The following is a 13821-nucleotide window of genomic DNA, read 5'->3' as shown; positions in this document are numbered from 1 at the left end:
GTTAAGTTCACCGTCGTGGAGAAAGTGATCATCACCCTCAGGGGAGCCGGCGATGACGCCTGGTGCGTGCGGATACGCGAATCCGTCGTGCCGGATCTGCTGGGGTTGGGCCTACCGGGGCTGGCCATCAACGTGCGCGACGATCCGGTGCGCGACTCGCTGATGACGCTGACGACGCTGGATCCGCCGGTGGTCGGGTTCGTCAGCCTGTGGACGCAGCAGTCCTACGGCGAGCAGGTGAGCGCGGCGATCGCCCGGCTGCGACAGGAGGCCGACGAGGTCGCCGGCTATCTCGTCACCGAGTCGGTGCCGCTCCCGCCGCCCAGAACCGCTGCGGGACAGCGCACCGAGGGCTTCGCCAATGTCGCGTTGCTGCGCAGGCCCGCCGAGTTGGACGAAGCCACCTGGCTGACGCGCTGGCACATCGATCACACGCCGGTCGCCATCGAAACCCAGTCGACCTTCGGTTACGTCCAGAACACGGTGGTGCGCGCACTGACCCCCGCGGCACCCGCGATCGCGGCGATCGTCGAGGAACTCTTCCCGGAAGCGGCGATCTCGGATCTGCACGCGTTCTTCGGCGCAGCCGACGACGACGAGTTGCGCAGCCGGATGGAACGCATGGTGACCAGCACAACGGCGTTCGGCGCCAACCGCGACGTCGACACGGTGCCCACCAGTCGCTACGTCTACCGGACGCCGTTCGCCGACGGCACCCCGTGACGCCTACGCTGCTGCCGTGGCTGAAACGACCCTGAAGATCGCCGACGACAACCGGGTGCGCACGCTGACCCTGAATCGGCCCGAGGTGCTCAACGCGTTCGACGACGAGCTGTACCGCACAACTGCAGAGGCGCTGCGGGCGGCCGCCGCCGATCCGGAGGTGGCGGTCGTGCTGCTGACCGGCGCGGGCAGAGCGTTCAGCGCGGGCAACGATCTCAACGAGATGCAAAGGCGCATAACCGATCCCGCGTTCAACGAACAGGGCAGCCACTTCACGACGATGATCGACGCACTCGCCGACTTTCCGAAACCGTTGATCTGCGCCGTCAACGGAGTCGGAGTCGGGATCGGTGCGACGATTCTCGGCTATGCGGACCTGGTCTTCATGTCGTCCACCGCACGGCTGAAGACGCCGTTCACCAGCCTCGGGGTCGCGCCGGAGGCGGCGTCGTCGTACCTGCTGCCGCGCTTGATGGGCCGGCAGAACGCCGCCTGGCTGCTGATGTCGTCGGAGTGGGTCGACGCGGTCGAAGCTCAGCGGATGGGGCTCGCATGGAAGGTTTGTGCGCCCGAGGACCTGCTGGCCGAGGCGCGCCGCCACGCAGCGATCCTCGCGTCGCGGCCCATCACAAGCCTGATGGCGGTCAAGCAGACGATCACCGCGCCGACGCGCGAGGCCGTCACCGCCGCGACCGCACGGGAGAACGAACATTTCGCGGTGTTGATGGGCACCGCGGCGAACGCCAGTGCGCTGGCCGACTTCACCGGTAAGCGGGCTAGCGACTGACCGCTCTGGGTGTCGCGTTGTCGACCTCGTTGTGGGCGGCGATGAGCGCCCGGAGTGTGCGCCGGCACCGCCCGCAGTCGCCGCCCGCGCCGCAGGCCTCGGCGATCTGCTTCGACGTGCGCGCCCCGTTCGCCACGCATTCGGTGACGTCGTGACTGGTGATCCCCATGCACAGGCAGACAAACATCGGCGTCCCCGTCAGCCCTGCTCGCCGACGCTCATCAAGTGGGCGAACCGCCCGACGAACTGGGTCGGATAGGCGCCGAGGCCCACGTTCGACATCCACTCCGCGGCCGCGTCCGGATGGTCGAGCCACTGTCTGGCCGCGTCCTCGTCCTCGATCTCCTGCAGGATCATCACTTCCTGACCGTCATCGAGGGCACGGTAGACCCAGATCTTGCGCACCCCGCCGCGCTTGAAGCGCTCGAGGCCGTCGTGCACCTTGACCATCAGCCTCGAGACGTCCTCGACGGACGACATGACGCCGACGACTACCCGACCGACGTGGTCGGCGGGGGAGGGGGCGTACAGGTCGATCTTCTCGACAACTTCGCCACCGAAGATCGGCGGGATGTCGTCGACCCCGGCGACGTCGAACCATTTGAAGACGCCCGACGAACGCAGGACGTCGCGAATGGACCGGGCATTGCGAATTCCGATCGTCACCAGGACGCGGTTCGCCTCCCAAATGGAGGTGTAGACGACGACATGATGAGCGCCTATTGATTGCAATTCGTCGCGGCGCTTCTTGAGCCATTTCCACATTCGCTCGACGTCGGCGACGCGAAAGTCGCACGCAAGAATCAACGAGTGCAGGTCGTACTGACTCATCGATTCTTCCTGTCCGCCTCGGGCCTCGGTCAACGGTTAGCGCAGTCTAACCTTACTTAGCCTAGGCAGTCCAGAGTAGGGTCCCGATATCGGTCGCGAGTCGGCGGCGAGGCTCGTCATTGCGCCGAAAACACGCCTCGCGCAAGCGATAAAGCGAGCTTGTCGAGGGTAACTGGACTAGGTTGGACGCTGCGCGCGCGACAGCGTCTTCTGACCAGCCCTCAAGTGCCTAGGAGCGACCATGCAAGGCGATCCGGACGTCCTGAAACTGCTCAACGAGCAGTTGACAAGCGAACTCACAGCGATCAACCAGTATTTCCTGCATTCCAAGATGCAGGCGAATTGGGGCTTCACCGAACTCGCCGAATACACGCGCAAAGAGTCCTTCGAGGAAATGAATCATGCGGAGGACATAACCAATCGAATTCTGCTCCTCGACGGCCTGCCCAATTATCAGCGGTTGTTCTCGCTGCGGATCGGCCAGACCCTGCGTGAGCAGTTCGAGGCCGACTTGGCGATCGAGTACGAGGTGGTCGAGCGCCTGCGCCCGGGCATCATCATGTGCCGCGAGAAGGGCGACGCCACCTCGGCGAATCTGCTGGAGAAGATCCTGGGCAACGAGGAAGACCACATCGACTACCTGGAGACCCAGCTTCAGCTGATGGACAAGCTCGGCGACGAGCTCTACGCGGCGCAGTGCGTGTCGCGCCCGCCGACCTCGCTCTAGCGGCTCCCTCCCCTTTTCGCCGCGAGCGTGCGCGTCTGTAGATGACACGCCGCTCAGAATCAGCGTTTTGCGCACGCTCGCGGCGGCAATCCTGTCCCGGCGCGTAACTTTCCTAGCCTGACTAACGATATGGCTGTGGAAGGTTCGACCGCGGGAGGGAGACATGACGGATCAAACTGCGTCTGACGTGAGCCGGGATTCGGGCAACACGATGATCGGCACGCAGCGGCGCAACGTCGTCTTCGTCGCGGTACTGCTCGGCATGCTGCTGGCCGCACTCGACCAGACGATCGTCGCGACCGCGCTGCCGACCGTGGTGGCCGACCTCGGCGGCGCCGGTCACCAGTCCTGGGTGGTGACCAGCTACCTGCTCGCCTCGACGATCGTCACCGCGGTGGTGGGCAAGCTCGGCGACCTCTTCGGCCGCAAAGCGGTGTTCCAGGTGTCGGTGCTGTTCTTCCTCGCCGGGTCGGTGTTGTGCGGCATGGCCGGGACGATGACAGCGCTGGTGGCGTCGCGCGCCCTGCAGGGCATCGGCGGCGGCGCCATCATGGTGACGGCGATGGCGGTCATCGGTGAGGTCATCCCGCTACGGGACCGCGGCCGCTACCAAGGCGCACTCGGCGCGGTGTTCGGTGTCACCACGGTGATCGGCCCGCTGCTCGGCGGGTTCTTCACCGACCACCTCACCTGGCGCTGGGCGTTCTGGATCAACGTTCCCGTCGCGCTCGTCGTGCTCGCGGTCGGTGCCGCGGCCATCCCGTCGCTGGCCAAGACCGGGCGCGCGGTGATCGACTACGCCGGCATCCTGTTCATCGGTCTCGCGGCGTCCGGGCTCACGTTGGCGACCAGTTGGGGCGGCAGCACCTATCCGTGGTCGTCCGGCGTGATCATCGCGCTGTTCGCCGGCTCGGCTGTCGCGCTCGCGATCTTCGTCCGGGTGGAACTCCGTGCGGCCGAACCGATCCTGCCGATCCGGCTGTTCGCCAGCCCGGTGTTCACCGTGTGTTGCGTGCTCGGCTTTATCGTCGGGTTCGCGATGCTCGGAGCGCTGACCTTCCTGCCGACGTTCATGCAGTTCGTCGACGGTGTCTCGGCGACGACGTCGGGCCTGCGCACGCTTCCGATGGTCGCCGGCATGCTCATCACGTCCGTCGGCAGCGGCCAGATCGTCGGGCGCACCGGCAGATACCGGATCTTCCCGATCGCCGGCACCGCGACCATGGCCGTCGCATTCTGGTTGCTGTCCGGTATGGACGCCGCAACACCCACCTGGCAGCAGTCGCTGTACCTGTTCGTCCTCGGTGCGGGCATCGGCCTGTGCATGCAGGTCCTCGTGCTGGTCGTCCAGAACACGTCGAGCTTCGCCGACCTCGGTGTGGCGACGTCAGGGGTCACGTTCTTCCGGACCATCGGAAGTTCTTTCGGGGCAGCCATTTTCGGCAGCCTCTTCGCCAACTTCCTGGCGGCCCGCATCGGCCCCGCCTTGATCGCGGCAGGCGCGCCGCCGCGCGCCGCGGAATCGCCTCAGGCGCTGCACATGTTGGGGCCCGACATGGCCGCGCCGATCATCGACGCGTACGCGGACTCGCTCGGCCGGGTGTTCCTGTGCGCGGTACCGGTCGCGCTTGTCGGCTTCGTCGTATCGCTGTTCCTCAAGGAGGTGCGACTGCGCGAAGTGGAGACGATCTCGGCCTCGGACCTCGGCGAGGGCTTCGGGATGCCGGGCACCGAATCGCCGGAGAAGATCCTCGAAGTGGCCGTCGGTCGGCTGTTCCGCGACTCACCCGACATCCGGTTGCGAGCGCTGGCCGCACAACCCGGCTGCGAACTCGACGTCTGCCAGATGTGGGCGCTGCTCCAGATCTACCGGCAGAACCAGGTGTTCGGCTCCGCGACGCTCACCGACATCGCCGAACGGCTGCGGGTGCCCCATGAGGTCATCGAGCCCGCCTTCGACGATCTCGTGCACCGCGGACTCGCACTGCGTACCGGTGGACGCCTGTGGCTCACCCAGGAGGGCATCAGGCAGGTCGACGCGATCTCCACCGCCATCGTCGGCCGCATCGTCGAGAAGCTGGCCACCTCGCCGTCGTTCGAGGGCCGTCCGGACCGGCTGCAGGTCGAGGCGGCGCTAGAGCGAATCGCCCACCGCATGCTCGTGCAGCGCGATTGGAGCGACGACCGCGCGCAGCTGGTCACCGCGGGCTGAAACAGCGTGCAGTCACGGCGTACGCTGCCGTCATGAGTCGAATTGGGGACTTCGCCGACGACGATGCTGCGGCCTGGGCGGTGAAGTCACCGGACATCGGCGTCGCGATGGCGGGTTTCAGCAACGCGGTCTACACCAAGAACCGACTGCCCCTTCGTGTGCGCGAACTCGCCCGGATGGTGATCGCGTTGAACAACGAATGCGTGGTCTGCCAGAACGTCCGCGACTCCAAGGGGTCGGCGGCCGGCGTCGACGAGGACCTCTACGACCACGCCGCGCAGTGGCAGACCTGGCCGGGTTACAGCGCGCAGGAGCGGATCGCCGCGGAGTTCGCCGAACGCTTCGCCACCGACCACACCGGCTTGCGCGACGACGAGGATTTCTGGCAGCGCTGTCGCGATCAGTTCTCCGACGAACTGCTCACCGACCTGGCGCTGTCGTGCGCGATGTGGCTGGGCATGGGCCGGATGCTGCGCACGCTCGATATCGGGCAAAGCTGCAAGATCACGCTGTGAGTCGCCGCGCGGCCGCGCACAATGGCTCTCGTGAACCCCGCCAAACCGCTCGCCGCCGCGGCGATCGCCCAGCTCGAGGCTGATGGCGTCGCGACCCTGATCGGCACGGTCGTCAACCCGGCCGGGCTGACGCAGGCGAAGACCGTTCCGTTGCGCCGCATGGGCGCTTTCGCCGATCCCGGCCTGGGTGCGAGCCCGGTGTGGCACGCCTTCGCGATCGACCAGACCGGCATCGTGTTCAGCGACGCGATCACCCCCGTGGGCGATCAGCGGGTCCGCATCGACTTGAGCGCCCTGCGTATCCTCGGCAATGGATTGGCTTGGGCGCCAGCAGCTTTCTTCAACCAGGACGGGTCACCCGACCCGTACTGCAGCCGAGGCGCGTTGTCCCGGCTTCAGGACCGGCTGTCGGATGAGGGGCTGAGCACCGTCGTCGGCCACGAGATGGAGTTCGTCCTCGTCGGTCCCGACGGCAGCCGCCTGCCGTCGCATTTGTGGGCGCAGTACGGGCTCGCCGGTGTGCTGGAGTTCGAGGGGTTCGTACGCGACGTCACCAACGCCGCGACCGCTTCGGGGATCGCGATCGAGCAGTTTCACCCCGAATACGGGGCGAACCAGTTCGAGATTTCTTTAGCTCCGCTGCCGCCTGTAGCAGCCGCCGACGCGCTGGTGCTGATGCGGATCATCGTGGCCAGGGTGGCGCGGCAGTGCGGTATGCGCGTCAGCCTGTCGCCGGTGCCGTTCGCGGACAGTGTCGGATCCGGTGCGCATCAACACTTCTCGATGAAGCGAGGGGAGACGCCGCTGTTCTCCGACGGCACGGGCGTCAACGGAATGACCCCGGCCGGCGAGTCGGCGATCGCCGGCCTGGTCGCCGGCTTGCCCGAGGCGCAAGGCGTGCTGGCCGGTTCCGTGCTGTCCGGTCAACGGATGCAACCGGGACACTGGGCCGGCGCATACGTCTGCTGGGGCACCGAAAACCGCGAAGCCTCAGTGCGATACGTGTTCGGCGGCCCGAGCAACCCGCACGGGGCGAACATCGAGGTCAAGGTCACCGACCCGTCGGCGAACCCCTACTTCGCGACCGCCGCCATCCTCGGACTCGCGTTGGACGGGATCGAGCGCCAACAGCCACTGCCGCCGGAGACGACCGTCGACCCCGCGACGTTGTCGGACGACGAGCGCGAACGCTCCGGCACCGTGCTGTTGCATGCAAAGCAGGAAGAAGCGCTCGACGTGCTGGCCGGGTCAGCGCTGATGCGTGGGATTCTCGGCGACGCTGCTGTGGACGCCATCGTGGCAGTGCGCCGCTACGAACACGACAACTTCGGCAACCTGAGCCCCGAGGAAGTCGCGGACAAGTTCCGGTTGGCGTGGAGCGTCTGACTCAGACCAGGCCGGTCGCGTCGAAGACCCACGACATGTCGGCGTTCGCGAAGTCCTCCATCCACGTCGGCGGCGCATGGTTGGCCAGCGCCCCCATGTCCCAGTAGTCCTTCCACAAGGTGATCTTGCCGTCCTGGACGCGGTGCACGCTGACGAACTGGAGTACCGCGGATTCGCCGGTGCGCCAATGCCATTCCTCGTGATGCTCGTACATCACGTCCGCGCCGTTGTCGACCATCAGACCGTTGAAGTTCTCGTAGGAGGCCAGCGGCTCGAGCCCGATCTTCAACCGTTTGACGATGTCCTCCGGCCCACGCGCCGCCGCCGTCGGGCCCACCGGCATGTCGAGGTAGATGCAGTCCTCGGCCAGGAACGTCTTGACCGACTCCCAGTCCCGCGCCGAGAGCGCCTTCCACATGCCGAGCACCGTATCCTCAACTGACACTGGTCAATTCACCTTCCTGGTGAGCGGGGGCCGGCGCCCTGTGCGCCGCACGCAGGAACCGCCCGGTCCGCCGGTTGCCGACCAGTTCGGTGGGGGCGCCGTCGAGGAACACTGCACGTCCGCCGACGAAGACGGCGCTCACCGTGTCGTCGTTGCGGTTGACCATGCGCGACAGCCCGCCGTATTGGTCGACAGCCGCTTCGGCGTAACCGTCCAGCGACTCGTCGAGCCGGGCGGGGTCGATCACAACGACGTCGGCGCGGTCCCCGACGCGCAGATGCCCCGCGTCGATGCGGTACCAGTCGGCCAGCTCTCCGGTGACCCGGTGCACCGCCTGTTCCACGGTCATGAAAGGTCTGCCGGCCTGCTCTGCGTCGCGGACGTGACGCAGCAGGCGCAGGCCCATGTTGTAGAACGCCATGTTGCGCAGGTGGGCCCCGGCGTCGGAGAAGCCCATCTGAATTCCGCTGTCGCGAGCGAGCTTTCGCAGCACCTCGGGCCGATGGTTGGAGATCGTGGTCCGCCAGCGCAGCGCCCTGCCGTGCTCGAGCACCAGGTCGAGGAACGCGTCGACCGGGTGCAACCCGCCGCGGTCCTGCCCGACCCGCCCGAACGACTTACCGACGACCGACTCATCCGGGCAGGCGACGATCTCGGCATCGAAGAAGTCGCGCTGCCACACGCGGATCCCGAGCTTGCTCTCGTACTCCTTGCGGAACCGGCGCCGGTACGCCTCGTCGCGCATCAACTCGTTGCGCTCGACCTCGTCGCGCATGTGCAGGGCCGCCGCGCCCGCGCCGAACTCCTCGAAGACGACGAGGTCGATACCGTCGGCGTAGACCTCGAACGGGACCGGCAGGTGCTGCCACCGGAAGTTGCCGCCGAGCCTGTTCACCAACCGCGCGGCCGGGCCGAGGGCATGGATGGTGTACGGGTTGGATTTCACGTCGGCCGCCGAGAGCAGGCTGGTCTTGAGCGGGTTGCGGAACAAGCCGAGCGACTGCACCAACTGCGAGCCGAGGTTGAGTGGGTTCTGGATGTCGGGACCCGACTGCAGCACCCGGCCGGCGCGGCGCAGCAGCGACTTCAACCGCCGCAGCTCCCGCGGTTTGGCATACGTCGACGGAAGCGTCCGCGACCGGCAGACGTCGCCGTCGAGCTTGTCGAAAAGCAGCTGCTGCGAGGACATTCCGACGAAGCCCGCCTTCAGGGCGTCCGCGAGCCAGCGCTCCATCTGCGCTTGTTCGCCCTTGGTGGGGCGAACGTCCTTGCGGGTGGCGCGGTCCAGGCCCATGACCGCCGCGCGCATGTCGGAATGCCCGATGAACGCCGCGACGTTGGGGCCGAGCGGCCGCGCCTCGAGGGCGTCGATGTACTCCTCGCAGTTCGTCCAGGTCTTGTGCTGCTCGACCGCGCCGATCACGTAGTCACGGGGGATCGCTTCGACCCGGCCGAAGATGTCCCCGGCGTCGGTGGCGTCGGCGTGCACCGTCGACAGCGAGCAGGAACCGAGCATCACGGTCGTCACGCCGTGCCGCAGGGACTCTGAGAGCGCGGGGCCGTCGAGGACCTCGACGTCGTAGTGCGTGTGGATGTCGAGCATGCCCGGCAGCACCCACTTGCCAGTCGCGTCGATGACCTGGGAGCAGTCGGTCGCGTCGAGGTCGTCGGCGCTCACCGCGACGACGCGGCCGTCCCGGATGCCGAGGTTGCGCACCGCCGACGGAGCGCCGGTGCCGTCGAACCAGCGCCCGTTGCGGATGATCGTGTCGTAGCTCACCACGCCATAGAACAGTGCGTGTTGACTGGTGTCAACAAAATCGTGAACACTTTTCGGAATTTGTCTACTGAGGCGATCGACGGGCTCTCACCCGCCGCGAGTGACCCCATCCGCACGCCGAAACGCGGCGCGTCGCTGTGCAGACACGGTCGGTCGGCCAACAGTAGGATCTGAGGATGATCAGGTCGCTGATGGTCGCCGTCTTCACCGTCACCCTGAGTTGTCTTTCGATCTCGGCCGTGGCGAACGCCGACCCCGCGCCGCCGTGCTCCTACACACTGTCTCCGCCGCACGTCGTGCAGGTGTCCGGCACGGACCTCGTCGCCGTGACGGTATCGCCGGCCGGTTGCAACGGCGCCACCCCGTATCAATCCGTCGCCTGCGTCCAACTGCAGGGCAGCCCGGGCCCGGGTCGGTGCAAACAGAACAACGGCTTGTTGGCAGCGCAGGTGTACTTCGCGCCGCACCAGCCCGGTGCGACGTACGTCGCCACCGGCCGAGGGTGCGCGACGACCGGCAATCCGCCGCAACCGGTCTGCCAGCCCGTCGGGCCGCTGACCGCGACGCTGTAGCGGCGGCCGGCCGCCGTTTAGCCGCAAGCGCCTCCGGGCATCCGCGAAATCAGCGGGTTCGTCAAGGAGCCGGCTCGACCGACCGAAGGAGCCGAGATGAACAACAACGTCATCGTGTGGATCATCGTCGCCATCGTCGTGATCGCCCTCATCGCTCTGGTGGCGTTCCTCGCCCGCAACGCGCGCACCAAGCGCCGGCGCGTCGAGGCCCAACGGTTGCGAGCGGAGATCGACCAGAAGTCGCAGCACGTCGACAAACGAGAATCCGTCGCCAAGGAAACGGAGGCCCGGGCCCGCGCCGCACAGGCCGAGGCCGAGGCGAAGGCCGCAGAAGCCGCCCGGCTGCAGGACGCCGCCCGTACGCACCACGACGCCGTGAGCAGCCAGCGCGACGAACTCGACGAGCAGCGCGCCCGCGCCGACGCGCTCGATCCCAAGGGCGGCAGATCAGACGCGGTGCCGCCCGAAGCCGACGGCACGCCCACCGACACCCGGGCGCCGGAGCAGCACCGTTCGTGACCAGCCGGACCCAGACCGCGTCGGCGGTGTTGTTCGACATCGACGGCACGCTGGTCGACTCGAACTATCTGCACGTGCACGCCTGGTACCGGGCGTTCGAAGAGGCCGGTCAGCCCGTGGAGGCCTGGCGCATCCACCGTTCGATCGGCATGGACGGTACGACGCTGGTCAACACGCTGGCCGGGGACGCCGACGCGGACGTGCGCGAGCAGGCGTCCGATCTGCACTCGCGCTACTACAAAGAGCTGACACCCATGCTCAGACGGTTACCGGGCGCCCGTGAACTGCTCGAAGCGGTGCACAAGCTCGACGTGAAAGTGGTGCTGGCCACCTCGGCGCCGGAGGACGAACTGACCATCCTGCGCGAGGTGCTCGACTGCGACCACCTGGTGTCCGCGGTGACGTCCTCGGAGGATGTGGACACCGCGAAACCGAAGCCCGACATCGTCAACGTCGCGTTGAAGCGTGCAGGCGTGACGGCTCCGCACGCGGTCTTCGTGGGTGACACGGTGTGGGACGCGGAGGCGTGCCGGCGCGCCGGCGTGGACAGCATCGGGGTGCTGAGCGGGGGAGTGTCCCCCGCAGAACTCGAAACGGCCGGTGTGCAAAGAGTTTTCGAGCATCCGCTCGATCTCTGTCAGCACCTCGACGACACCCCGATCGCGGCACTGGCCAATATCGTCGGCTCTCGTTGATCAACGCTCAGCGGGCAGGGCGTAGCGCAGGACCGCGGCGACGCCGTCGGCCGGATCGATGCGCTCGTCTGTGCGGATCAGCGCGGCGCCCGTCGCGATTGCCGCCATCGGCAGCGCCTCGTCGGCGCGCAGCGTCTGGTTCGCGGCCGTGCCGAGTTCGGACAGCACGTTGGCGTTCGGCGCGATCGTCATGAGGTCGTCGCCGGCCACGACTGTCCGGTCGCCGACGTCGCCGATGATCAGCGTCTCGACCGCGCCGGCCCGCAGCGCCGCGGTCACCCCGTCGAGCCCTTCCGTCGCCAAGCCCTCCCCGCGACCGAGCTCCGCGCTGAACCGCTGTGCGGCGTCGTCGATCGCGGCCAGGCGGCGATGCTGGAACTCCTGATAGATCGCGTGCTGCAGGTCCGTGTCGTCGAAACCGCTGTGCCGCGCCCCGACGGCGACGTCCACGACGAGCTCGGTTGCCCGCTCGGGCAGTTGCGCGACCAGGTCGGTGCGTGACTGCACCTCGCCGACGACGAACAAGACCTCGGGCGCGGCGTCGTCGACCAAGGCGGTGAGCCGGTTCGCGACGGCGCGGATGTTCTGTTGGCGCGCACCCTCGGCGCTGCGCTGCGGATCGCCGTAACCCGGTGACTCCGCACCCGAGGCCTTGTGCACCGGGTACGCGTCGCCGTCGACCGTGTCCGACACCGAGGTGCCGTCGCGGTACAGCGTGATGTCACCGCCCTCGTGGTCGACGATCACCACCGCGTACGTCGGCCGGTCGAGGCCGTGTTCGACCACGGGAACGATGTAAGGCAGCGGCGAGACGCGCACGACAGGCCCGATGGGCCGGATGAGATGTTCGTTGACGAGGACGCCCTCGATGCTCGCGATCACACCGCGACCACTGCGCCCCACCGGCGGAGTCGCGTCGAGGACGGCCTGCTCGATGTTCTGCGTGACGCCGGGATCGGCGCCCTGCTGCTCGAGCTCCTCGCGCAACGACCGCCACTTCAGCTCGAGCTGGGCGGCGGCGTCGGCGGTGTTGTGCGAATCGTCGAAATACACCGACGCGTAGGGGCCGTTCGAGGACAGCAGGGTGCGAAAGTGTTCGGGTTGCATGGCCGTTGGTTACCCGTCGAGCGACTGATGACACCCGTGCCCGCGAACCGGGCGCTCAGCGCGGTGGTGTCCAGGACACCGGCAGTCGCTTGATGCCGTGGATGAACGGCGACAGCAACATGGCCGGTTCCTCGGTCGCGGCGATGTCGGGTATCCGGCGATGCAGCTCCTCGAAGACGACGCTGATCTCGCGCCGCGCCAGGTTCGCGCCCAGGCAGAAATGCGCGCCACCGCCACCGAACCCGGCATGCGGGTTGGGGCTGCGTCCCACGTCGAACCTCCACGGGTCGGCGAACCGGTTCTCGTCACGGTTCGCAGAGCAGTACCACAGCGTCGCCTTGTCGCCCGCGGCCATCTTGACGCCGCTGAGCTCGCAATCCTCGGTGAGCGTGCGACGCATGTAGATCACCGGAGAGGCCCAGCGGACGATCTCCTCGACCGCGGTCGGCGCGAGCGTTTCGTAGTCCGCCCACCAGCGCGCCCGCTCCTCGGGGTACTGGGTGAGCGCGAGGACGCCGTGGCTGATCGCGTTGCGAGTGGTCTCGTTGCCGGCGACCACCAGCAGGATGAAGAACGACGCGATCTCGGCCGACGTCAGCCGTTCCCCGTCCACCTCGGCCTGCACCAGGGCCGTGGTCAGGTCTTCCTGCGGGTTGGCCCGACGGTCTTCGGCATGAGCGGTCGCATAGGCGCCGATGTCCATCGCGACCTTGACGAACTCCTCGTAGTCCTGCGCGATGTCCTTGTCCCCGAAACCGAGGATCACGTTGGTCCAGTGAAAGATCTGCTGGTGGTCGTCTTCCGGGATGCCCATCATGTCGCAGATCACCTGCAGCGGCAGTGGGCCGGCCAGGTCCGCGACGACTTCACCGTGGCCGTCGGGATGTTCGGCGATCATCGTCTCGACCAGGCGGCGGGCCCGGTCCCGCACCGACTCCTCGGTGCGCGCGACGACGCGCGGGTGTTCGCCGAGAACATGAACTGGCAATTGTCCTAACGATTTCCGCTTCTGCGGCCGGACACCGGCCTACGCTCGGGAGGGTGGATACCGCGACGCCGAGCATGCAAGAGGCTGCACTGGTTCGGGTGAACGGAGCCCCGCCGCCCGAGGTCCCGTTGTCCGACATCGACCTGGGCTCGTGGAAGTTCTGGGTGCAGCCCGACGAGTACCGGGACGGCGCATTCACGACGCTGCGACGTGAAGCGCCGGTGTCGTTCCATCTGCCGCTGGAGACGCCCGGCGTCGAGGAGGGGCCCGGGCACTGGGCGATCACCAGGTTCGACGACGTCTGGTATGCGAGTCGTCATCCGCACATCTTCAGCTCGAGCCCGAGCATCACGATCAACGACGCCAACTCGGAGGTGTCGGAGTACTTCGGCTCGATGATCGTGATGGACGATCCCCGACACCTGCGGCTGCGCAACATCGTCAGCCGGGCGTTCACCCCGCGCGTCGTCGCGCGCACCGAGGAGTCGGTGCGGGACCGGGCCCGCCGCCTGGTCGAGACGATGATCGCCGAAC

Annotated in this window: 14 protein-coding genes and 2 pseudogenes; 10 read left to right on the top strand and 6 right to left on the bottom strand. The window is 67.3% G+C overall.

Translation table 11 applies throughout. The annotated features are described in order from the left end of the window. Positions 1 to 15: 15 nt before the first annotated feature. Together A5663_RS17000 and A5663_RS16995 are read left to right on the top strand one after the other, a co-directional pair. Complete coding sequence (locus A5663_RS17000) at positions 16 to 723, top strand: EthD domain-containing protein (RefSeq protein WP_068151541.1); 708 nt, start codon at positions 16 to 18, stop codon at positions 721 to 723. A 16-nt stretch (positions 724 to 739) separates the two neighbouring features. Further along, a complete protein-coding gene (locus tag A5663_RS16995; RefSeq protein ID WP_068151538.1) occupies positions 740 to 1510 on the top strand; it encodes an enoyl-CoA hydratase/isomerase family protein in 771 nt (256 codons plus the stop codon). Here A5663_RS16995 and A5663_RS16990 read toward each other — a convergent pair. Together A5663_RS16990 and A5663_RS16985 are read right to left on the bottom strand one after the other, a co-directional pair. Then, positions 1500 to 1697 carry a bacterioferritin-associated ferredoxin gene (locus A5663_RS16990; protein WP_068151536.1) on the bottom strand — a complete coding sequence of 66 codons (198 nt, stop codon included), beginning with the start codon at positions 1695 to 1697 and terminating at the stop codon, positions 1500 to 1502. The genes A5663_RS16995 and A5663_RS16990 overlap by 11 nt on opposite strands. Before the next feature lie 11 nt (positions 1698 to 1708). After that, on the bottom strand, positions 1709 to 2341 hold the full coding sequence (locus A5663_RS16985; protein ID WP_068151533.1) for a fatty-acid--CoA ligase: 633 nt from the start codon (positions 2339 to 2341) through the stop codon (positions 1709 to 1711). A 241-nt stretch (positions 2342 to 2582) separates the two neighbouring features. On the opposite strand from A5663_RS16985, the gene bfr reads away from it, so the two are divergent. From bfr to A5663_RS16965, 4 genes are all read left to right on the top strand, one after another. After that, positions 2583 to 3068 carry a bacterioferritin gene (gene bfr, locus A5663_RS16980; RefSeq protein ID WP_068151531.1) on the top strand — a complete coding sequence of 162 codons (486 nt, stop codon included), beginning with the start codon at positions 2583 to 2585 and terminating at the stop codon, positions 3066 to 3068. A 163-nt stretch (positions 3069 to 3231) separates the two neighbouring features. Continuing rightward, positions 3232 to 5280 (top strand): MDR family MFS transporter, encoded by a 2049-nt coding sequence (locus A5663_RS16975; protein ID WP_068151521.1) that lies wholly within the window; start codon positions 3232 to 3234, stop codon positions 5278 to 5280. Between the two features lie 32 nt (positions 5281 to 5312). Beyond that, positions 5313 to 5795, top strand: a complete 483-nt coding sequence (locus A5663_RS16970; RefSeq protein ID WP_068151518.1) for a carboxymuconolactone decarboxylase family protein — start codon at positions 5313 to 5315, stop codon at positions 5793 to 5795. A gap of 30 nt (positions 5796 to 5825) precedes the next feature. Continuing rightward, positions 5826 to 7181 carry a glutamine synthetase gene (locus tag A5663_RS16965; RefSeq protein ID WP_369816653.1) on the top strand — a complete coding sequence of 452 codons (1356 nt, stop codon included), beginning with the start codon at positions 5826 to 5828 and terminating at the stop codon, positions 7179 to 7181. 1 nt (position 7182) lies between these two features. On the opposite strand, the gene A5663_RS16960 is transcribed toward A5663_RS16965, so the two are convergent. Further along, on the bottom strand, positions 7183 to 7626 hold the full coding sequence (locus A5663_RS16960; protein WP_068151511.1) for a nuclear transport factor 2 family protein: 444 nt from the start codon (positions 7624 to 7626) through the stop codon (positions 7183 to 7185). Continuing rightward, positions 7616 to 9406: an amidohydrolase family protein gene (locus A5663_RS16955; RefSeq protein WP_082974204.1), complete on the bottom strand. Its 1791-nt coding sequence runs from the start codon at positions 9404 to 9406 to the stop codon at positions 7616 to 7618. The genes A5663_RS16960 and A5663_RS16955 overlap by 11 nt, the downstream gene beginning before the upstream one ends. A 176-nt stretch (positions 9407 to 9582) precedes the next feature. Here A5663_RS16955 and A5663_RS16950 point away from each other — a divergent pair, with 176 nt between their 5' ends. From A5663_RS16950 to A5663_RS16940, 3 genes are all read left to right on the top strand, one after another. Next, positions 9583 to 9978: a hypothetical protein gene (locus A5663_RS16950; RefSeq protein ID WP_068151507.1), complete on the top strand. Its 396-nt coding sequence runs from the start codon at positions 9583 to 9585 to the stop codon at positions 9976 to 9978. Between the two features lie 96 nt (positions 9979 to 10074). Beyond that, entirely contained in the window at positions 10075 to 10497 is a 423-nt protein-coding gene (locus tag A5663_RS16945; RefSeq protein ID WP_068151504.1) for a hypothetical protein, read from the top strand. Beyond that, positions 10494 to 11192, top strand: coding sequence for an HAD family hydrolase (locus A5663_RS16940; RefSeq protein WP_068151500.1), 699 nt, complete (start codon positions 10494 to 10496; stop codon positions 11190 to 11192). The genes A5663_RS16945 and A5663_RS16940 overlap by 4 nt, the downstream gene beginning before the upstream one ends. Here A5663_RS16940 and A5663_RS16935 read toward each other — a convergent pair whose 3' ends face one another. Both A5663_RS16935 and A5663_RS16930 read right to left on the bottom strand, forming a co-directional pair. Continuing rightward, the gene (locus tag A5663_RS16935) at positions 11193 to 12299 is read right to left on the bottom strand and encodes a hypothetical protein (RefSeq protein ID WP_068151496.1); all 1107 of its coding nucleotides are present in this window, start codon (positions 12297 to 12299) and stop codon (positions 11193 to 11195) included. Positions 12300 to 12354: 55 nt separating this feature from the next. Beyond that, a pseudogene (locus A5663_RS16930) lies at positions 12355 to 13260 on the bottom strand (cytochrome P450); the annotation flags it as partial. Positions 13261 to 13361: 101 nt separating this feature from the next. Here A5663_RS16930 and A5663_RS16925 point away from each other — a divergent pair. Further along, positions 13362 to 13821 (top strand): annotated as a pseudogene (locus tag A5663_RS16925) (cytochrome P450); the annotation flags it as partial.

Origin of the sequence: Mycobacterium sp. E740, from assembly GCF_001672895.1 — a bacterium.
Classification (GTDB): Bacteria; Actinomycetota; Actinomycetes; order Mycobacteriales; family Mycobacteriaceae; genus Mycobacterium.
This window is presented reverse-complemented; position numbering and strand designations above follow the sequence as displayed.